This is a genomic window from Paenarthrobacter sp. YAF11_1 (assembly GCF_052113445.1).
Lineage (GTDB): Bacteria > Actinomycetota > Actinomycetes > Actinomycetales > Micrococcaceae > Arthrobacter.
Window position 1 is genome coordinate 300,498 of the sequence record NZ_JBFRDF010000003.1, and the last position, 22,457, is coordinate 322,954.

Genomic DNA, 22,457 nt, shown 5'->3' on the forward strand with positions numbered 1-22,457 from the left:
CACGGCACTCTGCGGGTACCGTGACAGCACCCTTTGGAACGGGGCGAGCGACCACAATGTCCGTCATCCGCTGTACACTCGACTATCGAACATATATTCGAATAAAGGTGTGTTGTGGGCGTGATAGTCGGCCCCCGCGTGATAGATGCGGGCTTTTCCCTGATGTCGGTTTTGCTGGCACCTCTCCCGGTGGCAGCCGGGTATCCGTCGCCGGCGCAGGACTATTTTGATGGCCGGATCGATCTCAACGAGCACCTTATCAAGGATGTCACCAGCACTTTTGTGGTCAGGGTGACGGGGCAATCCATGGAAGGTGCCGGGATCAGTGATGGTGATGAGCTGATCGTCAACCGTGCGCTGGAGCCCAAGGATGGGTCCGTCGTCGTGGCTGTCCTCGATGGTGAACTGACCATCAAAAGGCTCCGCGTCACGCCTTCGGGTGTGATCCTCCAAGCAGACAATCCCAAGTATCCGGACATCCGCGTGCCGGCACTTTCCGAACTGACCATCTGGGGAGTTGCCACCACGTGCCTGCACCACATCTGAGTCCGGCCCGTTCGCAAGGGCCCATTCCCAGCGAGCTGTGGGAACGGATGGGCGCTGAGTTCGGCCTGCCAAGCCTGGAAAAGGTCCGGAGCCGGCTTGCGCAGATACATGAGGATCCGGAACCTGTGATGCAACAACTGGTGCGGGTGTTTTCAGCGGACGGCACTTACTGTCCAGGCTTCCAGTTCCGGGAAGACCTGTCCTTGCACCCCGTGGTGTTGGGGCTGTTTGTCCGGGCCATGGCCCTGGGTATTCCGCATAACTACTTTGCCGCTTGGATGGTCACCGGATGCCCGGCGCTGCGCGAGGGCCGGCCGGTAGACCTGGTGGACCGGCTGGCGCCCGCTGTTCTCACCGCGGCTTTGGAGCGCTCTTTTGAGCATGGCCCACGAGGCGGGCGCGGTTCTGCGTGATGGGTGTCAGGACGTCGACCATTGCAGCCCAGCGTCTTTATGCTTCGGTCGACACGCGAGGATAGTGATTGCCCGGAACCGCTACGGCAAGTTCCTGAAATGCGACGCCGGAACCTGCAGATCCGGGGTAATTGACGATGAGAAGATCAAAGCCCGCGTCAAGGATCTCGCGATAAGTGCCGCCAAATCCGAGGTCGTCACGTTTGCCAGTGCGATGGGGGCCAGGTGGTCCTCCTCAAAACGAATTACGGTCAAGGGTTGAGGCCTCTGCTGGACTACCGGGTCAGATGCATATCGAGACGAGGTCTTCTTGTCGGTGCGTGGCGGTACAGTGAAGGTATTCGAAGATATGTTCGAATACGTGGCGTGTCCTGCTAAGGAACGGCCGCGCGCATGCTAGGGCCGAACGGAGGAGGACGATGTCCAAGCCAGCCATCATGCATCAGATGCAGGAGATCGCCCACGTGGATATCAACTGCTTCTATGCGTCGGCGGAGCGTGCGTTCAACCCCTCGCTGGAGGGTAAGCCGCTGATTGTGTTGTCCAACAACGACGGCTGCGCAGTGACCAGGTCTCCGGAAGCCAAGAAGCTGGGGATCGGGCTGGGGGAGCCATGGTTCAAACTTGCTCCACGGGCCGAGGAATGGGGACTCATTGCCCTGTCCAGCAACTACGAACTCTATGGGGACATCAGTTCCCGCGTCATGGAACTTCTGGCCCGCTACTCGGCGTGGCAGGAGGTCTACTCCATTGATGAGGCGTTTCTGGGGGTGAAAGGTCAGCCGGAAGACCTGCTGGAACTGGGACGCACCATCAAAGCTGCGTGCCAACGGCATGTGGGGGTTCCGGTCTGTGTGGGCATCGCCAGAACCAAGACCCTCGCCAAGTTGGCCAACAAGTGGGCCAAACACAATCCGGGCTTCAACGGAGTGTGCCGCTGGGACTCGATCCCTGAAGCCCTCCGCGAAGCGCTGATGGCGCGGCTCTCCGTGATTGAGATCTGGGGTGTTGCGACCAGGCTGACCAAACGTCTGAATGCCATGGGGATCTTCTCCATCCTGGATCTGGTCCGGGCTGACCCCGTGGCTTTGCGGGACAAGTTCTCCATTGTCATGATGCGCACGGTGCTGGAACTCCAGGGCACCCCGTGCATCCCGATGGAGGAGGAAAGGATCGGGAGGGACCAGTTGATCTTCTCCCGCTCCTTTTCCACACCGATTACGACGGCGGCGCAGCTGCGGCAGGTGCTCAGCGTCTACGGGCAGATGGCAAGTGCCAGGCTGGCCAAACACGACCTCCAAGCAAAGTTGCTGACAGCCTTTGCTGCCACATCGGTCTACAACCCCAACGACAAGTCGTTTCCCACCGTTAACGTCAAACTCCCGATGCCCACCTCGGATCCCGTCCTGCTGACCAAGGCAGCGCACGCGTTGGTTCCAAGGATCCAGGAAGGCGTGAGATACGCCAAGGCCGGCATCATGGTGACCGACCTCCGCCCCAGCGGCAACCAGAAGCCCTTGGAGATCTTCGAGAACCGGCACGAAGAGCGTGGCATCGGCCCGCTGCTGGAGCAAGTCAGCAAGCGGTACGGCCGCGGCTCCATCGGTTTGGGGCACGCGGGAATCAAGGGAGGACCGGACTGGTCCATGAAACGGGACATGCTCAGCCCCCGGTACACCACCAACTGGGATGAACTGCCCTTGGTGAAGGCGGCCTGACGTGGGAGGAAACCACCTCGTGGAGGCAGGGAGCCTACGCCCGCAGCCGGTAACCGCGCTTCACTACGGTCTCAACGAGCTTGCCATCCGGCAGCGAGGAACGCAGGCGGCTGACCGTCATGTCCAGGGCATGCACAGAGCCGCGCAGGTCCAACAGGTCCGAGAGCGCTTCCCGGGACAGTACTGCTCCGCCCGCGCCGAGCAGCGCCCGCAGGAGCAGCAGGGGAGCCGGTGCCAGGTCCACCACCTCACCGTTGATCCGCAGGCAGCGCCCGCGCAGTTCGATCGTGGCGCTCTTGGTCTCCAACCGGCGTACATGGTTGAGGGACAAGTGTTCGGTTACCAACCGGATCAGTGCGCCCATGCGGTAACGGTCCGGGATCAGTGGCGTCAGCCCGGCGTCGACCAGTGGTTGTGCGGTGACCGGCCCAACAGCGGCAACAGTGACGGGCCCTTTGAGGGCTTCGATGAGCTGCCGGTAGAGGCCCATTTCGTGGGCTGTGCTCCACATGGCGTCCACGGCTGGCGCGCTGGTGAACGTCAGTACGTCCAGGTTGCCGCCCACCACTGCCTCGATCAGGCGCGGCAGCTTGTCTTCGCCGTCGGGCTTCACCCAGCGGTACGGGGTCACCGTCAGGACCGTGGCGCCGGACATGCGGAGCCGTTCCAGCTGGCGGACATCGGTGTATCCGTGCAGCTGCACGGCCACGGTTTTGCCGCGCACACCTTCGGTCAGCAGCATGTCCACCAGCGTGGCAGTGGTTTCGTCACTGCTGATTCCGACGTCCGCAAGACCGGCAGCCCGCACGGCACCGCGGGCCTTGGGGCCTCGGACGAACATGCGGCAGGCGGACAGGGTTTCCAGGAGTTGCTCGCCGATGCCGAAGGAATCGGCGGCCTCACACCAGCGGCGCATGCCGTAGGCGGTGGTGGCGATGCAGATGTCGGGCTTGGCAGCAATGATGGTGCGGGTGTCCTCGATGAGGACCATGTCTTCCTGCACAGGGGCGATCTTCAAGGCGGGGGCGTGCAACACGCTCGCACCGCGGCGCTCCAGTGCCTCAATGAGGTCACGGGAGCGGCGGTGCGAGGTGACGCCGATTCGGAATCCGTCCAGCGGCGCATCGACGGCTTCGGAAACTCCCGGAGCGGCGGTAGCGTCGTGGACTTCGATGGCGCGTGCAACAGTCATGTGTTTTTACCTTCAGGCTTCAAGGAGCGAAGCCGCGAGGCGGCTCAGTTCAGCGGATGCTTCTGCATGATTGCGGTTGGCTTCAGCCACCCGGACCACCTCGCCGATGACCAGCACGGCCGGGTTGCTGCAGCCTGTGGCAGCTGTTTCGATCGTACCCAAGTCAGCGATGGTGGTGCGCTGCCCCGGGCGGTAGCCGCGTTCCACCACAGCCATGGGCATGTCCGCGTTCATGCCTGCCCGGCGCAGCCCTGCGGCAAGCTGGGGAAGGGTACCAATGCCCATGAGGACCACAATCGTCCCGCCAAGGCCGGCAAGGTGGGTGTGTTCCCTCTCGGTCAAGGGGGCATGGCCGGACACTACGGTGAACATGTGGCTGACTTCGCGGTGCGTGACCGGGATCCCGGCTGCGGCGGGGACGGAGATGGCGCTGGTGACACCGGAAATCACCCGTACAGGGACGCCGGCCGCAACACAGGCGGCCACTTCCTCGCCGCCGCGGCCGAACACGTACGGATCGCCGCCCTTGAGGCGGACCACGTTCTTGCCCAGCAGCGCAGCTTCGACCATGAGCTTCTCGATGTCACGCTGCGTCACCTTGTGCAGGCCCGGCTGCTTGCCAACATCCACCAGTTCGGCCGAGGTCAGGTCGGCCAGCTCCTGGTACGGTGCCAGACGGTCGTAAAACACCACATCGGCATCGCGCAAGGCGTCCACGGCACCAACCGTGAGCAGGTCCAAGGCTCCCGGACCTCCACCCACCAAGGTCACATGGCCGTCGGCGCCAGGTGCAGGCTCAAAAGCAACCGGGATTCCGGCGTCGCGGCAGCGTTCCACCAGCGGCAGCCAACCGGCCTCGCCGTCGTCCACTATCGCCACCAGGAACGGGCGCTCCGGGAGCTGACCGTCACCCGGTACACCTTCCGGTGTGCTCAGCCGGTACACGTTGGCCCCTGCGGTCTGATAGCGGCGGACGGCTTGGCGGGCAGACTTTTCCGATCCCGTGACAAGGACGTCACGGCCGGTGAGATCAATGGTGAGCTGCATGGTGAACCCCTAGTTTTCTGCGCCGACGGTTTCGCTGCGGACCGGGATAGTGGAAGCGATGAGCACGCCGCCCTTTTCCTCGTTGGTGGCCGGGCGGATCTGGCCACGCTCCGGAACGAAGGAAATGGATTGGTCCTTCTGGTCGGGGGCGTTGACGAAGGAACGGAAACGGCGGAGACGCTCCGGGTCCTTCAAGGTCTCGGCCCACTCGTCCTCGTAGGTGTCGATGTGCTTGGCCATGGCGGCTTCAAGCTCTTCGGCGATGCCCAAGGAGTCGTTGACCACTACTTCCTCGACGTGCTTGATGCCGCCGTCGAGCTCTTCCTGCCAGCGTGCCGTGCGCTGGAGGCGGTCAGCGGTGCGGATGTAGTACATGAGGTAGCGGTCGATGTACTTGAGCAGGGTTTCGTCGTCCAGGTCCTTGGCCAGCAGCTGGGCGTGGGCCGGAGTGGCGCCACCGTTGCCACCGACGTACAGGTTCCAGCCATCGGCCGTGGCGATGACGCCCACGTCCTTGCCGCGGGCCTCTGCACACTCGCGGGCGCAACCGGAAACGCCCATCTTCAGCTTGTGCGGGCTGCGCAGGCCACGGTAGCGAAGCTCCAAAGCGATGGCCATGGCCACGGAATCCTGGACACCGAAACGGCACCATGTGGATCCAACGCAGGACTTCACTGTGCGCAGGCTCTTGCCGTAGGCCTGGCCGGACTCGAAACCGGCGTCCACCAGTTCCTTCCAGATGTCCGGGAGCTGCTCCAGTCGGGCACCGAACATATCAATGCGCTGGCCGCCGGTGATTTTGGTGTAGAGGTTGTACTTCTCAGCAACCGCGGCGATGACGCCGAGGCCCTTGGGCGTGATCTCACCACCGGCGATGCGGGGGACCACCGAATACGTGCCGTCCTTCTGCATGTTCGCCAAGGCGCGGTCGTTGGTGTCCTGAAGGGAGCCGCGGCCGGCGTCCAGGACGTAGGCCGAGTGCTGGCTGGCCAGGATGGAGGCGATGGTCGGCTTGCAGATATCGCAGCCCGCACCGGTGCCGTACTTGGCCATGATCTCTTCGAAGGAAGAGAGCTCCAGGACGCGGATTGCGTCGAACAATTCCTGGCGGGAGAGGCTGATGTGCTCGCACAGCGCCTTGGAGACCTCGATGCCGGACTTCGTCAGTTCGCCCTCGAGGAGCTTCTTCAGCATGGGGACACAAGAACCACACTGCGTGCCGGCGCGGGTGCAGCCCTTGAGCTCGCCGAGCTCCTGGACGGGAGCGTTACCTTCGCAGGCTCCGCATCCGTTGATGGTGTCGCGGATGGTCCCGGCCGCAACGTTGTTGCAGGAGCACAGGATGGCGTCGTCCGGCAGCTCGGTCTCGGGAGCTTCGCCGCCACCGGCGGCGCTCAAATATGCGCCGGGCTCTGCCGCGAGTTCGCGTCCCAGCAACGGACGGAGGCTCATGTAGGGGGAAGCGTCACCCACAAAGATGCCGCCCAGGAGGGTCTTGGCATCGTCTGTGGTGACAATCTTCTGATAGACGCCGCGTGCGGGGTCGGCGTAGACGATTTCCAGGGAGTGTTCGGTCCGGGCGAACGCGTCACCAAAGCTGGCAACGTCCACACCCGACAACTTGAGCTTGGTGGCAGTGTCGAAGCCGGGGAACGTAGCCTCGCCGCCGTGCAGGCGGTCGGCAACGATCTCGGCCATGGTGTTGGCGGGTGCTACCAGGCCAAGGCACATGCCTTCAAAGTTGGCCACCTCGCCGATGGCCCAGATGCCGTCCACTTCAGTGGCGCAGAAGTCGTTGATGACCACGCCGCCGCGCTGGCCCAGGCTGAAGAGCTGTTCCTCGCCCTCTGCGGCGCGGAAGAGATCGTCACGGGGCTTGACGCCGATGGCAACAATGACGAGGTCGGCGTCAATAGTGCGGCCGTCAGCCATGAGGACACCGGTGACGTTGCCGTCGTCGTCCGTCACTACCTCCGACGGGAAGACGCCACCGTGGACTTCGAAGCCTTTTGCCTCGATCAGGCGACCGAGCGACTGGCCGGCTCCCTCGTCCAACTGGGTATTCATCAGCCAAGGCGCGCCATTGATGACGATCGGAGTGGCGCCCAGCTGCTCGGTACCGGCAGCGGACTCAAGTCCCAACAGGCCACCACCAATGGTCACGGCGTTGACCTTGCGGCCCAGCTTTTCGCGCAGCCCGGCGATGGCCTTGTTAATCGCCCACACGTCTTCGAGCGTGCGGTAAACGTGGGTGTGTTCAGCACCGGGAATAGGGAGACGGGCAGCGTCCGAGCCCGAAGCCACCACCAGGTGGTCGTATTCGTACTTGTTTCCCGCCGCGGTGAGGACGCTCTTGGCCGCGGGGTCAATCTTGACGGCGCGCTCGCCGGTCTTGAGGGTCAAAGCCTCGTGGTCCCACATGGACGCTTCCCCCAAGGTGAGGTCAACGTCGGTTTCCGTGAGGGCCTTGCTCAACGCTACGCGGTCGTAGGGGAGGTGCGCCTCTTCGGTCAGCACCGTAACCTGCCAACCTTCAAGACCGCGATTGACCATGGCATCAGCGAAACGGTGGGCAGCGGGACCGCCGCCGACGACGACGACGCGGCGCGGGTTCTCTGTACTTGAAGTGTGTCCGGTCACTGGTGGGCCTTTCGCAGATGTTGCAGACGGATCTCCGCAACTTGTGGTTCCAGCCTAGGGACGGGCAGTTTCGCTTCAGTTTCCCTTATGTTTCGTGATCTTAACTTCTGCATCACAAACGCATTTCGTGGGGTGTGAGGTCTCTTTTACGCGTTGGACACAAACCCGGACACCTGATGAAACACCCGGGTCCTAGCGTGGAAGAGTGGCCGCAAGCGTGGCCCGGTCCGGGGGAGTGACGGTGCGAAAAGCCACCACCCGGACACAGTGAGAGGGGCTGAAATGACCGTAATTCTGGACCGTGCCGAGGACCTGGCCACCACCGGCGAGTGGCACATCGTTTGCCCGGTGGATGAGCTCGAAGTGGCCTGGGGGGAAGCGGCACTGATCGCCGGCCGCCAGGTTGCCCTGTTCCGCACCACGCCCACCGAAGTATTCGCTGTGGCACAGCAGGACCCGGCAACACTGGCCAACGTCATGGCCCGCGGCATCATTGGATCCCGCGGAAGCCGGCCGACCATCGCCTCGCCGTTGCACAAAGAGGTCTACGACCTCGAAACCGGGGAGTGCTTCACCAACCCTGAACTCAAGCTCGACGTGTTCGCCGCCCGTTTGGTGGACGGCTTTATCGAGGTTGAACTCTAAGCCAAGCCGGCTAAAGGCCCAATGCTTCGCGGACATCCCTGAGGACATCGTCCAGGGATGTCCGCGCTGCTTGGCGTGCAGCGGGCAGTTCCGCCGCGGAGTCCACGGCCTGAATGACTTCCAAATAGCACTTGAGTTTGGGCTCCGTGCCACTTGGCCGGATGATGACCCGGCTTTGGTCCCGGGTGAGGTACAACAGACCGTCCGTGGGCGGCAAGGCTTCGCTTCCTTCGGCGAGGTCAGTGAAGACCTCGACGGCGGAGCCACCGAACGCTTCCGGCGCGTTGACGCGCAAGCGGTTCATCATGGCATCGAGGAGTCCCAGGTCGGCGACCCGGATGCTCAGTTGGTCGCTGGCGTGCAGTCCGTGGACCAGATAGAGGTCATCAAGGGTGTCGAAGATCGTCTTGCCCTCGGCCTTGGCCGCGGCGGCCAATTCGGCGATGAGGACTGCAGCTGAAATGCCGTCCTTATCGCGCACCAGGTCCGGTGCCACACAGTAACCCAGTGCTTCCTCATATCCGTAGCTGAGGCCGGGAACCCGTGAAATCCATTTGAAGCCCGTCAGCGTTTCCTCATGCTTGTACCCTGCGGCCGCGGCGATCCGCGACAACAGACGCGAGGAAACGATCGAGTTGGCGAAGACGCCGTCCCGGGGTTCTTCGCCTTCGCTGACTGCCATGCGGGCCACAATGTGGGCACCCAGCAGCGCACCCACTTCATCGCCGCGGAGCATCCGCCAGGATCCCGTCGAGGGGTCCAAAGCGGCGACCGCAGCCCGGTCGGCGTCGGGGTCGTTGGCCAAAACGATGTCTGCGCCCGACTCTGCGGCGGCCGCGAGGGCCAGGTCCAGCGCGCCGGGCTCCTCCGGGTTGGGGAACGCGACAGTGGGGAAGTCCGGATCCGGCTCGGCTTGTTCGGCCACGAGGGAGACGTCCGTGAAACCCGCTGCCTTCAGGACGGAGACAGCTGTTTCGCCGCCCACACCGTGCATGGGCGTCAGGACGATCTTGAGGTCCCTCGCGGGGAAGTGTTCACGATCCACCAGTCCTGCCATGGCGGATTCGTAGTCGGCGGCGATGGCCGTCGGCAGCACTGTCCAACCACTGTCTGCCAGTTCAATGGAGTCCAAGGCACCCACGGCTTCGATCCTGGCGGCGATTTCTGCGTCGTACGGCGCGACGATCTGGGATCCGCGCCCGCTTTCGGACACTGCGTGTCGTCCCAGGTAGACCTTGTAGCCGTTGTCCTGCGGCGGGTTGTGGCTGGCTGTCACCATCACACCGCCGTCGCAGTCCAGGTTCCTGACCGCGTAGGCGAGCAACGGCGTCGGAAGTGCTGCCGGCATCAGGAACGTCTCTATGCCTGCCGCTGTGAAGATCGCCGCAGTCTCTTCCGCGAAAATGTCCGAGTTGTAGCGGGCATCGAAGCCGACGACGGCGCGGGGCCGGGTGCCCGGCGCAGCGGCAGCTACCGTTTCGGTGAGGAACGCCGCCAGGCCCGCCGCGGCCCGGCGGACCACCACGCGGTTCATGCGGTTTGGCCCCGGGCCGAGCGCTGCGCGGAGGCCGGCTGTGCCGAATTGCAGGGTGCCGTTGAAGCTGTCGCCCAGTTCCTGGGCTGCTCCCGCATCACCGCCGCTGGCGAGGTCGGCCAGCTCCTCCAGGGCAGCGGACGTCGCCGGGTCTGGATCCTGGGAAGCCCACTCGCGGGCGTCGGTGAGCAGTTGTTCAAGTGCGGCATCGCTGGATGTCATAGGGTCAAAACTATCCTCAATGAGCCGCGAAGGGGCAACGGGGTGTGGGATCCGGCCTTGAGGGGTAGTTGTAATAGGTGGGATCCAGCCCTCGGAGGGCGTTAGAGCGCGCGGGAAGTGATGGTGAAGTCCGTGTCGCCCTCCGAGCTGAACGCCGAGGATCCGGTGTTGTCCCAGTCCGGGAAGAAGATGTCTGAGATGACCGCCTCTCCAGAGCCAATGAAGACCTCCACCGAGGACGCATCCAGGAGAATCGTGAGCCGGACGGTGCGATCATTCCCGGAGGACGGCAGCTTAACCTCATGGAACGGGCTGAACTTCTCCGAGAAGTTGCTGGTCCCGGCCTTTGACCGGTCCACCCTGACGGTGCGTGTTTCCTGGGTGTAGGAGATGCGGAGGCCGGCTTTGCCGTCGGAGGATTGCCGAAGGATCAGGCCGGCCTCGCTCGCAGAGACGAGGTCCATCTCCAGTTCGATCAGCTGCGTCCGGGCTGCGAAGTCCGGACCCAGGTCCTGGAGTGAGGACCCTACGGTGAGGTTTTTGCTCTTGACTTCACCGGAGCGTTCCAGCGTCTCCTTGGCGGCACCGGCGATGGCCGATCGCAACTCAAACCGTTTCCCGCCCCGAACCAAGGTGAGTTCACGGGGAACGGCCATGGAACCGCGCCACGGCGTGGTCGGCACATCCTGGGCGTAGTCCCAGTTGCCCATCCAGCCCAGGAGTACGGGCTTGTCCCCGGGCGCACCGGAAATGGAGTTTGCTGCGTAGTAGTCCGCGCCGTGATCCAGCCACTGCGATTCCTCGAGCGGTGCATCAGCGGCAGCCGCGTTTTCGGCGGTGAAGCGGGTTCCGTCGAACTCACCCACGAAGTACTGCATCCCTGAGCCGCCTGCGATGCCCCCGGGGTTGATGCTCAGGAGCATGACCCACTTCTTGGCCGTGGAGTCCTCCACGTCCATCTGCACAAGTTCAGGTACTTCCCAGAGCCCACCTTGGGCGCCGGCTCCGGAGAAGTCACTCAGGAATTCCCAGCGGAGGAGGTCCGTGGACTTGAACATCTTCACTACCTGGGCGTCGGCCACCACGGTGGTCATGACCCAGTAGCGGCCGGGTTCATACCAAGTAATTTTGGGATCGCGGAAATTGTTGTTGGTAGGGGCAAGGTTCAGGACGGGGTTCCCTTTGTACTTCTGCCACGAGGTCCCGTTGTCCAGGCTGAACGCGATCGATTGCGCCTGGGCACCTTGAGGCAGCGCGCCGTTTTTGCCGTAGGCGCTGGTGTACAGGGCCACCATGGGTGGGTTCTCCGCCGAGCCGAGGCCGGACGCATTGTTCGTATCCATCACGATGCAGCCCGAGAAGATCTCTTCTTCAGGGCTCGCCTCCATGGCTACGGGTTGCTCGTCCCAATGCACCAGGTCCGTGCTGGTGGAGTGGCCCCAGGACATGTTGCCCCACGAGTTTCCGTGCGGGTTGTACTGGTAGAAAGCGTGGTAGGTGCCGTCGTGGTAGACGAGCCCGTTGGGGTCGTTGAGCCAGTTCTTCCCCGCCGTCAGATGCGCGACGGGCCGCCATGGATCCGAAGGGGACGGGCGGTGCCCGCCCGGGGTGGGGGCCGGCGTCGGGCCTTCCGTCCGGGTGCAGGACACGGCAGAGAAGGCGACCACGACGGCGGCACTTGCGGCCAGCAATTGGCGGCGGGACAGGTGGGGGCTGGGGTAAGTCATGGGGAGAAATCCTGAGGGTTGGGGGTGGCAAGGGTGCCGGCTCTTCTGGAGCCGGCACCCTTGCCGTGGCCTGAGGGCCGGGGTGTTGCGGCCTACTTGTAGTGGCCTTCGCCGCCAACGCGGACGTTGGTGGGCAGGTAGCCAAACGGGCCAAGGCCGTTCTTGCCGAAGCTGCGGTCAACCTGCGTCACGCCGGCCTTGAAGTTCATCTTCACGGTGGGCGACAGGGAACCGCCGCGGACGCCGTCCACGTTGTCGATGAAGGACTGGACGAGCCCGCCGGGCTGCACGTAGTGCGAGTACGCCTGGAACTGCCGGCCGTTTTGGCGCGGGTCCGGACCTTCCGGAGCGTTGGCCTGCATGTTCAGGTCCGTAGGGGAGCCAAGGGCCAAGCCGCTGTTGTTGACCGGCTGGTAGTCGGAGCGGACGCCGTTGCCGACGAAACCGTAGACGCCGTCAGGGCCGCGCATGCCATCCGCGTACGTGAACTGGTGGCTGATGGTGAACAGGTAGTACTTGTTCTTGCCGTTCTCGTTCTGGATGAAGATCTGCGGACGCTCAGTCTGGTCGTTGACGCAGTTGGCGGACAAGATCGGCGGGAGGAAGCTCCACTTGGTCAGGTCCTTGTTGTCTGCGACTGCCAAGCCCACGTTCGCGGTCTGGTACCAAGCGCCGGTGCTGTTGACCTGGGCCAGAGTCTCCGCGTTGGGGTCGCCGGCCGCGTAGCCAAGGTCTTCCTGCTTGCACTTGTAGGAGCCGCGGGTGCCGCCGGTGTTTCCTTCGAAGACCATGAAGGTCTTGCCGGGGTGTGCCGGGTCAGCGAAGGTGTACGGGTCACGGAACGCGAAGCCGGGGTTCTGCGCCTTGTTCTGGTAGAGCTTTCCGTCCGGTTCCAGGAGCTTGGTGTGCTGGAAACCGTCGAAGGTCACGCCGTTCTGGTTGGCGTGGATGTTACCCAAGGCCTTGGCGATTGCGGCGTCGGGAGCGATGCCGCCGCCGCCTGCGTTCCGCTCGGCCACATCGTAGAACGTGGTGGCCGTGTAGAAGACGTTGATCTTGTTGCCCTGCATGAGGCGGGTGGAACCGGACCACTCCGTGTTGCCGATGGACGTGTTGTCCAGGAACAGGTGTCCGCCGTAGTTCCACTTGTCCTTGGCAGGATCGGCGTTGGTCTTGCGGAAGAAGTAGCCGATTCTGGCATTCCAGTGGCGCTGGTCGAAGCCGTAGCCCTCATGCCGGTCAGCCACCAAGGAGAAGACGACGTCCCAGCCCTTGTAGCTGATCTGGTTGGCATTCTCGTCGGTGAGGGACCAGGTGTCCCACACCCAGACGTCGTCGTTCATGGCCGGGAAGTCCTTGGGGATCTCCGGCATGGTGACGTTCGGGCTCATCGAGTTCTGGCCGGGCGCAACATTGGGATTGCTCTGGGCCATGATCTGCTTGGCGTCGGCCCTCGTCCACTTGGACGTGAAGTCCGCCGCGGGATCGTACGCCTGCTGTGTGTGATTGGTAGGCAACGGGAAGCCGGGCGTGGGTGCCGGCATGGTGCTCGACGGCGGATCAGCCGGCAGGTTCGCCTGCGCGGCCGGCGTCACCAGCAGGATGCTGCCGGCCACGCTGGCTGCGGCTGCGAGGGCTACTGCCTGTCGCAGCCGGCGGCGCGGCCTTTGAGGGGTTGAGTGCGTGTTCATGCTTACTCTTCTCGCGGAGTGTTGGACTTCGTGGAGTGGGGCTCATGCCCTGACCCCCGGTTGGGGGTTCTCTACAACTGGGGCGTCCATCGATCCGCTGGAGGCATCACCGAGGGACGCCATCGTTTCGAGGTGCGGCGGAGCCTCGTGGGCCTCCGCCGCGGTGGTACCGGCACGTCGACTTGCCGGGACACTTTCCACGCTAGACACGTGTTAGGTCGGACATCAAACGGTGTTGAGCGTGCGATTTGAGCTACCGGCGGGTATTTGCGCAAGCGTTTACATTGCCAACGGGCGCGCGTGCCACATGCTGGGGCGCGGGATCAAATGTTGCGCCATAAAACATATTTATCCTGAGAATTTGCTGTGCGTTTACTTCCGGTCCGGAATTGTTAGCGCGCACCCTCTTAATCAGCAAAGCGGGGCCACCATGGATGGTGGCCCCGCTTCCCGGTGACGCAGTCAGAGCTTGGCGATGATGTCCGCCAGGAGCTTGGAGATCCGCCTGCCGGCTGCCTGCCCGGCTTCCAGAACTTCGGCGTGGCTCAAAGGAACCGGGCTGATGCCGGCTGCAAGGTTGGTGACCAGGGAAATCCCGAAAACTTCCATTCCTGCATGGCGGCCGGCGATTGCTTCCAGCGCCGTGGACATGCCCACCAGGTCTGCGCCGATCCGCTTGGCGTACTGGACCTCTGCCGGTGTTTCGTAATGCGGTCCGGTGAATTGTGCGTACACGCCTTCCTGCAGGGAAGCGTCCACTTCACGGGCGAGGTCCCGGATGCGCGAGGAGTAGAGATCGGTGAGGTCAACAAACGTGGCGCCCTCAAGCGGTGAGGTAGCGGTGAGGTTGATGTGGTCGCTGATGAGGACGGGGGTGCCCGGTGTCCAGTCTTCGTTCAGCCCGCCGCAACCGTTGGTGAGTACCAAGGTTTTGCAGCCGGCTGCGGCTGCGGTGCGAACGCCGTGGACCACGGACCGTACGCCGCGGCCTTCGTAGTAGTGGGTCCGCGCCCCCAGGACGAGCGCGCGCTTGCCCTCCTTGGTCAGGACGGAGCGGATGGTGCCAATATGGCCCACCACCGCCGGTTTGTGGAAACCGGGGACCTCCGAGGCGTTCAGGGTGGCGGTGGTTTCGCCGATGAGGTCGGCGGCCTCCGCCCAACCGGATCCGAGCACCAGGGCTACGTCATGGGACTCGACGCCGGTCTCCGCGGCGATGAAGTCTGCGGCGGCCTTCGCGGCCTCAAAGGGGTCTGTGTTCATCAGCTCAGTGTTACTCACTGGTACAAGCTACCCTGCAGCCGCAGGACTTTGGTAGGGACCCCTGCGCGGGTGAGGGTGGGCTGAGTGGCAGCCGACGCTGCAATGAGCGAGAATTGAGGATTGTGACCACCCAAGTTGACTTCAGTGCCCCCCGTATCGCGATCCTGGGAGGTGGTCCCGGCGGATATGAAGCTGCCATGGTGGCCGCCTCACTCGGCGCCCACGTCACCATTGTTGAGCGGGCAGGCCTTGGCGGCTCTGCCGTGCTGACCGACGTCGTGCCTTCCAAGACCCTCATTGCCACCGCCGACCTCATGACCCGCGTCGGTGAGGCGGACGAGCTGGGAGTGAAGTTCGACGGCGACGGCACGGCCTCGAAGCCCCGCGCCGACCTCAAGCACATCAACGACCGCGTGCTCAACCTTGCCCACGGACAGTCCGAGGACATCCGTGCCGGCCTGGAGCGCCTGGGCGTGGAAATCGTCATTGGGTCCGGCAAGCTGCTGGACAACAACACCATCGAGGTCCTGACTCTCGAAGGCACCCGCACCATTGATGCTGACGCCATCCTGCTGGCCGTCGGCGCCCACCCGCGAGAACTCCCCACTGCCAAGCCCGACGGCGAACGCATCCTCAACTGGGCTCAGATCTACAACCTGGACGAGCTCCCGGAAGAACTGATCGTGGTGGGATCCGGTGTTACCGGCGCCGAGTTCGCCTCCGCCTACAACGGACTGGGCTCCAAGGTCACGCTGATTTCCAGCCGCGACCAAGTTCTCCCGGGCGAGGACACCGATGCCGCCAAACTGCTGGAAGGCGTCTTCGAACGTCGTGGCGTGAACGTTTTGTCCAAGTCACGCGCCAACGCAGTGGAGCGAACGGACGACGGCGTCAAGGTCACCTTGGGTGACGGATCGATTGTGACGGGTACGCACTGCTTGGTGTGTGTTGGTTCCATCCCGAACACGGCGGGCGTCGGCCTTGAGGAAGCCGGTGTGACCCTCACGGAGTCCGGCCACATCAAGGTTGACGGCGTTTCCCGCACTACCGCCCCCAACATCTACGCTGCCGGTGACTGCACAGGCGTGTTCGCCCTCGCCTCCGTGGCAGCCATGCAGGGCCGGATCGCGATTGCCCACTTCATGGGCGACGGCGTGAAGCCGCTGAAGCTCAACCAGGTGGCATCCAACATTTTCACCTCCCCTGAAATAGCCTCAGTGGGTGTGTCCGAGGCCGACCTCGCGTCCGGGAAGTACCAGGGCGACGTTGTGATGCTGTCACTGCTCAGCAATGCCCGCGCCAAGATGCGCAACACCAAGGACGGCTTCGTCAAGATCATTGCCCGCAAGGGTTCCGGCACCGTGATCGGTGGCGTGGTGGTGGGCCCGAACGCGTCGGAGCTCATCTTCCCCATCTCCGTGGCCGTCACGCAGAAGCTCCACGTGGACGATGTGGCCAGTGCTTTCACGGTGTACCCGTCGCTGACTGGCTCCATCTCGGAGGCTGCACGGCGCCTGCACGTGCACATGTAGTTTCGACGCCGACGCCCGTTTCGACGGTCCGCTGCACACCAGACGATTCCTACCGTCTAACATGCAGCGAGCCATCGAAACGGGCGTTTCTGCTGTCTAGGCTTGCAGAGCGGCGACGGCTTCAGCCAACGGCAGGTGCAGGGCAGGACCATGGCCGGGCAGGATGACGTTGGCTTGGACACCCTCCAACTGCCGGGCAGAGGCCAACGCGGCAACAGGGTCAGAGTGGTACATCCGGTGCAGCATCTGGGGGCCGGATGTACTGCTGATCGGGTGGCCGGTGACGAAGGAGTCGCCCACGGCAATCGCTCCGGCGTCGGGCAGCAACAATGCGACATTGCCCGGGGTGTGCCCAGGGAGCGGGATTGCCTGGGGGTGGCCCGGCAGGCTATGGAGCTTCTCCGGCATCCAAGCTTCGGCGCGGGTGGCCGGCTCTGCCCGGAGGGCCTTGGCCTTGATGACGTGGAGCATCCACCGGAAAACGCGGGGACGCCATGCCCGGACCAGGACCTGGCCAAACGTGACCTGATGCTTCTCCTTGCCCTGAACGTGGGGTAATTCCCCGGGAGAGCAGAGGATGGGCGTGCCGAACGTCCGCGAGAAGTACGCCGCGGATCCTGTGTGGTCCACGTGCCCGTGCGTGATGAGCATGGCCTTCGCATCGGCAGGCTCCAAGCCCAGCCCTCTGATGGACTCGAGGACCAGGTCACGGTCGGCGGGGTAACCGCCGTCGATCACAATAAACCCGCCATCGTCACGGACAATGAGCCAATTGGACGCCGGTCCTTCCACGAAAAAGATCCCTGGAGCCTGCTCGGAGATGTTCACGTGAGAATTCTAAGTGCCCGCTTCGGAGCGGCAAGCCAAAAAAACTACGCGGCGTCAGGCGGCAGCCGCTTGGAAGTGTTTTTCGATGATCCCCTTGATGTCCCCATGGCAGCCCCCGCAGCCCGTTCCGGCGCGGGTGGCCTTGGAAACCTCGCCTACGGTGCTGCAGCCGTCCAGGACTGAATCCTCGATGCTGGCTGCGCTGACTCCTGCGCAACGGCACACGGTCCGCTGGGGATCGTTGCTGGTGGCGCCGGTGTCCAGTTGGTCGGGCCCATCGAGCCGGAGCAGGAGTGAGCGGTCGGCGGGCAGTTCCGAGGAGCGTTCGAAGAGCACCACCAGTTCAGCAGCCGTCCGGGGCATGCCCACGGCAACGAGGCCTTCCAGCACCCCGCCGCGGGTGGTCATCTTTACGTAGCGGCCGTGTTCGGGATCGGCCCATTGGGAGACCTGCCGGCGGGCACGTCCCGAAGCAGCACCGGCTTCCAGCAATTCTTCATCCCACGGATCGGCTTGGTTGTCGCCCGCCACAGCGAGGTTGATGCCCCTTGCTTTCAGGACCACCACCCCGGGCTTCTCCACGGGCAGCGCTTCCACCGCATCCGCGGCGGCCTGGCCGTCCCGGGCAAGGACCACGAGGTATTCGGCCAACCACTCGGCCTGCCGCCACCCCGGACCCACCAAGCCAGAGGGGCCGGTCGCTGTGCGGCATTCAACACAGGAGCCGTCCGGGCAGCGTACTTCAGCACAGTCGCCGATCGCGAACATGTGGGGTTCATGATAAGTCCGGAGGTGGTGGTCCACCAGGATGCCGGCGCCGGTAGGAAGTCCACAGCCCTCGGCCAGTTCGATCCGGGGGCGGACACCACACGACAAGACGAGCAGGTCGCCGTCGATCGCTGAGCCGTCATCCAGCAGCAGCGCCGAGAAGCTGCCGTCAGGACCGGAGGTTTCAATGCCGGTGGAACGGGCATTGCCGGCCATCCGGACGCCGCCCGCCCGCAGGCTGTTGGTAAGGACGGAGCCGCTGCCGCGGTCAATGCTGCGGCCCAGCGGGAACGGTCCGTTGTGGACCACCGTGGTTTGGGCGCCTTCTTCAGAGGCCGCCAGCGCGGTTTCCAAACCCAGCACCCCGCCACCCAGGACCACCACGCGCTTGCCGCCGGCTACCGCGGCGCGAAGCACGGCAGCATCCCGCAGATCACGCAAAGCTGTAACTCCGGCCGGAAGCACGGGCCGGGAGGGATCGGGATTGAGTCCGGTGAGGTTGGGAATGACCGGACGCGAGCCAGTGGCAAACACCAGGCGGTCGTAGTGTTCAGAGGTGCCGTCTGAAAGGACTACCTGCTGGCGGGCGCGGTCGATCCTTTTGACCTTGGTGCCCAGGCGGACGTCAACGCCGTCGGACGTCAACTCGGACGCATCGGCCATCGCCAACGCCTCGGCCGTAGTGCGCCCCACGCCGAGCTCAGCAACCATGACCCTGTTGTAGGCAGCCTCGGTCTCCTGACCCACCACCAGCAGTTGAACCAGCCCAGTGCGGACGGAGGGGAGCAGTTCGTCAATAAACCGTGCTGCCACAGGCCCGAATCCAACTACAACAATGCGCTCGCTCATGATGCCTCCTTGACGTGCAGTGGCAGCCGCGTCCCGGCAGGAACCAATTCCTGGGTTGAGACTGCCCGCCGTACCCATACCCGGCTGGTCTTGAATTCCGGCATTCCGGAGATGGGATCTGTGGCCGCTTCGGTGAGGCGGTTGGCGTTTTCCTGGCCGGGGAAGTGGAACGGCAGGAAGACAGTGTCCTGTCGGACTGTGGTGCTGAGTTCGGCGCGGCAAAGTACTTCGCCGCGCTCGTTCGTGACGGTGGCGTAGTCGCCATCTGCGATACCGCGGGCAGCTGCTGTGCCTGGGTGGATGAGGAGCCGGGCCTGCGGCTGGGATGCAAGCAGCTCGCTCACACGGCGCGTCTGGGCGCCGGACTGGTAATGCTCCAGGAGCCGGCCCGTGGCCAGCGCCAGGGAATCGTCCGCGAACGAACGGACAGCCCGTTTGGAGGGAGTGACCGGAACCATGACGGCGCGGCCATCAGCGTGGGCGAAGCCGTCGGCGAACAGACGCGGAGTTCCGGCGCTGCCCACAGGGTAGGGCCAGTAGGCAGCTTCACCGCGGTCCAGCATGGCGTAATCGATGCCCGAGTAATCAGCCAAACCACCAGCGGATGCCAGGCGCAGCTCTTCAAAGACGGTCTCGGGATCGTCGCTGAACGTTGACGGGGCCTCAAGGAGTTCAGCCAGCCGCGCCATGAGCCACAACTCGCTGCGTACCCCAGGGGGAGGAGTCAGTGCCCGGCGACGCCGGATCACGCGGCCCTCGAGGTTGGTGAGGGTGCCTTCTTCCTCGGCCCATTGCGTAACGGGCAATACGAGGTCAGCCTCGGCGGCGGTCTCAGACATGAAGAAGTCGCAGACCACCAGGAAGTCCAGGCTGCGAAGACCCTTGATCACTGCGTTGGTGTCCGGCGCCGAGACCACCACGTTGGCACCGTGCACGAAAAGGCACCTGACGCCGTCGGGCTGTCCAAGAGACTTAAGAAGTTCGACGGCGGGCAGGCCGGGACCGGGGATGAGCGACTCGTCGACGCCCCATACTCCGGCGACGTGGGCGCGCGCGGCGGGGTCGGTGATCTTGCGGTAGCCCGGGAGCTGGTCGGCTTTCTGCCCGTGTTCGCGGCCGCCCTGGCCGTTGCCCTGGCCGGTGAGCGTGCCGTAGCCGCTGCGCGCAGAGCCGGGCAGGCCCAACAGGAGGCTGAGGTTGATGGCAGCAGTTGCCGTGTCCGTGCCGTCCACGTGCTGCTCCACGCCGCGGCCGCTGAGGATGTAGCTGCCGCCGGTGCGGGCGCCTTGTGCCAAGCGGCGTGCGGTTTCGCGGATCAGGGTGGCGGGGACACCGGTGATGGACTGGACCCGTTCCGGCCAGAACGCAGAAAGGCTCCGCACCACGGCCGCGTAGCCGCTGGTGTTGGCCTCGATGTATCCGGCGTCGGCCAGGCCTTCGTGAACCACCACGTGGCTGATGCCCAGGAGGAGAGCCAAATCGGTACCGGGCGTCGGCTGCAAGTGGAGGCCGCCGCCGTCGGAGGTGAACGCAGCAGTCGCCGAGCGGCGGGGGTCCACCACGATCAAGCCGCCGGCGTCCCGTGCACCCTGCAGGTGCTGGACGAACGGAGGCATGGTCTCGGCAACGTTGGAACCGAGCATGAGGATCACGGACGCGGTGTCGAGGTCCGTGACCGGGAAGGGCAGCCCGCGGTCCACGCCGAAGGCGCGGTTACCGGCGGCAGCTGCAGAGGACATGCAGAACCGGCCGTTGTAATCGATGCGCGAGGTACGGAGGGCCAGCCGGGCGAACTTGCCCAGCAGATATGCCTTCTCGTTGGTGAGGCCGCCGCCGCCGAAAACACCCACGGCGTCATTCCCGTACTGCTGCTGGGTGTCCTTCACCGCTGCGGTGATGAGCATGAGCGCCTGGTCCCAGGAGATCGGCTGGTGAACGCCGTCCGATCCTTTGAGCATGGGTTCGGTGACGCGCCCGTTGTGATGCAACAACGACGCCGATGTCCAGCCTTTGCGGCACAGCCCGCCCCGGTTGGTGGGGAAGTCGCGCCCGGATACTTCCAGGGGAGCGTCAGGCTTGGCCGGTTCTGCGAGGGGTGCGGCCGCTGCCGCTGTCCCTTGTACTGCCGAAGCAGCCGGGGTCAGCGTCATGGCGCACTGGAGCGCGCAGTAGGGGCAGTGGGTATCGGCGCCGTTGGGCATCTAGATGTGTCCGATCGTGTTGCGCTTCTGGGCAGGGCGGATGTAGAAGACCCAGCAGACGATGAGCATCAGGACGTAGGCTCCAACGAATCCGTAGAACGCCGGGGTGTAAGAGCCGGTGGCCGTGTTGGAGGCGTTGAGCACCTGGGGGATCACGAACCCGCCGTATGCGCCTATCGCGGAGATCAGGCCCAGCGAGGAAGAAGCGAGCCGCGCCGTGGTGGTGCTCGGGGCTCCTGCGCGGGCGGCCCGGCTGGAGGTTGCGAAGATGACCGGGATCATGCGGTAAGTGGCACCGTTTCCGAACCCGCTGGCCAGGAAGAGCAGCAGGAACAAGGTGAGGAAGAGCCAGAAGTTCTTCAACGGCAGCGTCCAGATCATGGTCAAGGTGATCACAGCCATGGAGGCGAACGAGGCGATGGTCATCCGGGCGCCACCCATGCGGTCGGCCATGCGTCCGCCGTAGGGGCGGGCCAGGGATCCAACCAGCGGGCCGAGGAAGGCCAGGGAGAGTGCCACTGCGCCAACATGGATGGAAGAGAAGTCCGGGAAGTAGTCCTTGATCAGCTTGGGGAAGACGCCCGCGAAGCCGATGAACGAGCCGAACGTTCCGATGTACAGGAACGCCATGATCCACAGGTGCGGTTCCTTGAGGGCGGCCAGTGAACCGGCCACGTCACCCTTGGCGCTGGTGAGGTTGTTCATGTACTTGTAAGCGCCGAAGGCGGCGATGATGATCAGCGGAATCCAGATGATGCCTGCCATCGGCAGGTTGACGGTTCCGGCGGCCAGGAGCGTGATGGCGATCGGGACGACAAGCTGGGCGACGGCGGCACCGAGGTTTCCGCCGGCGGCGTTCAGGCCCAGCGCCCAACCCTTTTCGCGGGCGGGGTAGAAGAAGGTGATGTTGGCCATCGAGCTGGCGAAGTTGCCGCCACCAAAGCCGGCGAGGCCAGCCATGAGGAGCATGACGCCGAACGGCGTTTCCGGGTTGGAGACGCAGATAGCCAGGCCCGTGGTGGGGATCAGCAGGAGCAGCGCCGAGACGATGGTCCAGTTCCGGCCACCAAACTTGGGAACCATGAAGGTGTAGGGAATGCGAAGCGTGGCGCCTACCAGGCTGGGGATGGAGATGAGCCAGAAGATCTGGTTGGTATCAAAGGTAAAACCGGCCGCGGGGAGCTGGACCACCACGATGGACCAGAGCTGCCAGACGACGAAACCGAGGAATTCGGCAAAGATGGACCAGTAGAGATTGCGCTTGGCGATGGACCGGCCTTCGGCTTCCCACTGGCCCTTGTCCTCGGCATCCCAGTTGGCAATCCAACGGCCGGGGCGGTGTTCAAGGGCGGGGGCGGCGGTGGCAGTGGACTGGACAGGGGCCAGTTCTTCTGCGGAGCGGTCAACAGTCACGGAGTGCCTCCTTGGTGGGGGACGTTGTTATTCCAAGGTAGGTTTCGCGCATTTCGTGGACTGGCTCCGTTTGTAAACGTGCTGTGACATTTCCCTATCGGCGGGGTCACCGGCGCGTGAGGCGATGGTGAGGTAGTGTGGCGCGGACCACAGGGTGAGATTTTCCTGTGCGTCCGCATGTTGGACTTGGTTGTCCAGTCAATGGACAGCGGGAACTATTATTGAACT

Annotated in this window: 16 protein-coding genes; 5 read left to right on the top strand and 11 right to left on the bottom strand. The window is 64.1% G+C overall.

All coding sequences use genetic code 11. From position 1 onward, the window contains the following. Window positions 1-114 precede the first annotated feature (114 nt). The 3 genes from AB4Y77_RS06895 (at window position 115) to AB4Y77_RS06905 (ending at window position 2,677) form a co-directional block, all read left to right on the top strand. Window positions 115-546, top strand: a complete 432-nt coding sequence (locus AB4Y77_RS06895) for a LexA family protein (protein ID WP_026542753.1) — start codon at window positions 115-117, stop codon at window positions 544-546. Continuing rightward, complete coding sequence (locus AB4Y77_RS06900; protein ID WP_442013383.1) at window positions 528-959, top strand: hypothetical protein; 432 nt, start codon at window positions 528-530, stop codon at window positions 957-959. The genes AB4Y77_RS06895 and AB4Y77_RS06900 overlap by 19 nt, the downstream gene beginning before the upstream one ends. A 419-nt stretch (window positions 960-1,378) precedes the next feature. Further along, window positions 1,379-2,677, top strand: coding sequence for a Y-family DNA polymerase (locus AB4Y77_RS06905; RefSeq protein ID WP_442013384.1), 1,299 nt, complete (start codon window positions 1,379-1,381; stop codon window positions 2,675-2,677). Window positions 2,678-2,711: 34 nt separating this feature from the next. Here the strand turns inward: AB4Y77_RS06905 and AB4Y77_RS06910 are convergent, their stop codons facing one another. The 3 genes from AB4Y77_RS06910 to nirB are packed head-to-tail and all read right to left on the bottom strand — an operon-like array spanning window position 2,712 to window position 7,556. Then, a complete protein-coding gene (locus AB4Y77_RS06910) occupies window positions 2,712-3,869 on the bottom strand; it encodes a uroporphyrinogen-III synthase (RefSeq protein WP_311213222.1) in 1,158 nt (385 codons plus the stop codon). A gap of 12 nt (window positions 3,870-3,881) precedes the next feature. Then, window positions 3,882-4,916, bottom strand: coding sequence for a uroporphyrinogen-III C-methyltransferase (gene cobA / locus AB4Y77_RS06915; RefSeq protein ID WP_442013385.1), 1,035 nt, complete (start codon window positions 4,914-4,916; stop codon window positions 3,882-3,884). 9 nt (window positions 4,917-4,925) lie between these two features. After that, window positions 4,926-7,556: a nitrite reductase large subunit NirB gene (nirB, locus tag AB4Y77_RS06920; RefSeq protein WP_311213224.1), complete on the bottom strand. Its 2,631-nt coding sequence runs from the start codon at window positions 7,554-7,556 to the stop codon at window positions 4,926-4,928. Between the two features lie 282 nt (window positions 7,557-7,838). Between nirB and nirD the strand changes: the two genes are divergently transcribed. Further along, a complete protein-coding gene (gene nirD, locus AB4Y77_RS06925; protein WP_311213225.1) occupies window positions 7,839-8,201 on the top strand; it encodes a nitrite reductase small subunit NirD in 363 nt (120 codons plus the stop codon). Window positions 8,202-8,211: 10 nt separating this feature from the next. Here the strand turns inward: nirD and AB4Y77_RS06930 are convergent, their stop codons facing one another. The 4 genes from AB4Y77_RS06930 to AB4Y77_RS06945 all read right to left on the bottom strand — a co-directional run bounded on the left by AB4Y77_RS06930 (window position 8,212) and on the right by AB4Y77_RS06945 (window position 14,638). After that, on the bottom strand, window positions 8,212-9,957 hold the full coding sequence (locus AB4Y77_RS06930) for a phospho-sugar mutase (protein ID WP_311213226.1): 1,746 nt from the start codon (window positions 9,955-9,957) through the stop codon (window positions 8,212-8,214). A 101-nt stretch (window positions 9,958-10,058) separates the two neighbouring features. Then, window positions 10,059-11,684, bottom strand: coding sequence for a glycoside hydrolase family 32 protein (locus AB4Y77_RS06935; RefSeq protein WP_442013386.1), 1,626 nt, complete (start codon window positions 11,682-11,684; stop codon window positions 10,059-10,061). Window positions 11,685-11,776: 92 nt separating this feature from the next. After that, window positions 11,777-13,375, bottom strand: coding sequence for a glycoside hydrolase family 68 protein (locus AB4Y77_RS06940; protein ID WP_442013387.1), 1,599 nt, complete (start codon window positions 13,373-13,375; stop codon window positions 11,777-11,779). Between the two features lie 462 nt (window positions 13,376-13,837). Then, window positions 13,838-14,638 carry a purine-nucleoside phosphorylase gene (locus AB4Y77_RS06945; protein WP_442013388.1) on the bottom strand — a complete coding sequence of 267 codons (801 nt, stop codon included), beginning with the start codon at window positions 14,636-14,638 and terminating at the stop codon, window positions 13,838-13,840. A 122-nt stretch (window positions 14,639-14,760) separates the two neighbouring features. On the opposite strand from AB4Y77_RS06945, the gene AB4Y77_RS06950 reads away from it, so the two are divergent. After that, a complete protein-coding gene (locus tag AB4Y77_RS06950) occupies window positions 14,761-16,170 on the top strand; it encodes an NAD(P)H-quinone dehydrogenase (protein WP_172322620.1) in 1,410 nt (469 codons plus the stop codon). A 96-nt stretch (window positions 16,171-16,266) separates the two neighbouring features. Here the strand turns inward: AB4Y77_RS06950 and AB4Y77_RS06955 are convergent, their stop codons facing one another. The 4 genes from AB4Y77_RS06955 to AB4Y77_RS06970 are packed head-to-tail and all read right to left on the bottom strand — an operon-like array spanning window position 16,267 to window position 22,229. Beyond that, window positions 16,267-16,998 carry an MBL fold metallo-hydrolase gene (locus AB4Y77_RS06955; protein ID WP_442013389.1) on the bottom strand — a complete coding sequence of 244 codons (732 nt, stop codon included), beginning with the start codon at window positions 16,996-16,998 and terminating at the stop codon, window positions 16,267-16,269. 54 nt (window positions 16,999-17,052) lie between these two features. Beyond that, window positions 17,053-18,615, bottom strand: a complete 1,563-nt coding sequence (locus tag AB4Y77_RS06960) for an FAD-dependent oxidoreductase (RefSeq protein WP_442013390.1) — start codon at window positions 18,613-18,615, stop codon at window positions 17,053-17,055. Then, window positions 18,612-20,816, bottom strand: coding sequence for a molybdopterin oxidoreductase family protein (locus tag AB4Y77_RS06965; protein WP_442013391.1), 2,205 nt, complete (start codon window positions 20,814-20,816; stop codon window positions 18,612-18,614). The genes AB4Y77_RS06960 and AB4Y77_RS06965 overlap by 4 nt, the downstream gene beginning before the upstream one ends. Beyond that, the gene (locus AB4Y77_RS06970) at window positions 20,817-22,229 is read right to left on the bottom strand and encodes an MFS transporter (protein ID WP_311214298.1); all 1,413 of its coding nucleotides are present in this window, start codon (window positions 22,227-22,229) and stop codon (window positions 20,817-20,819) included. Window positions 22,230-22,457: the final 228 nt, after the last annotated feature.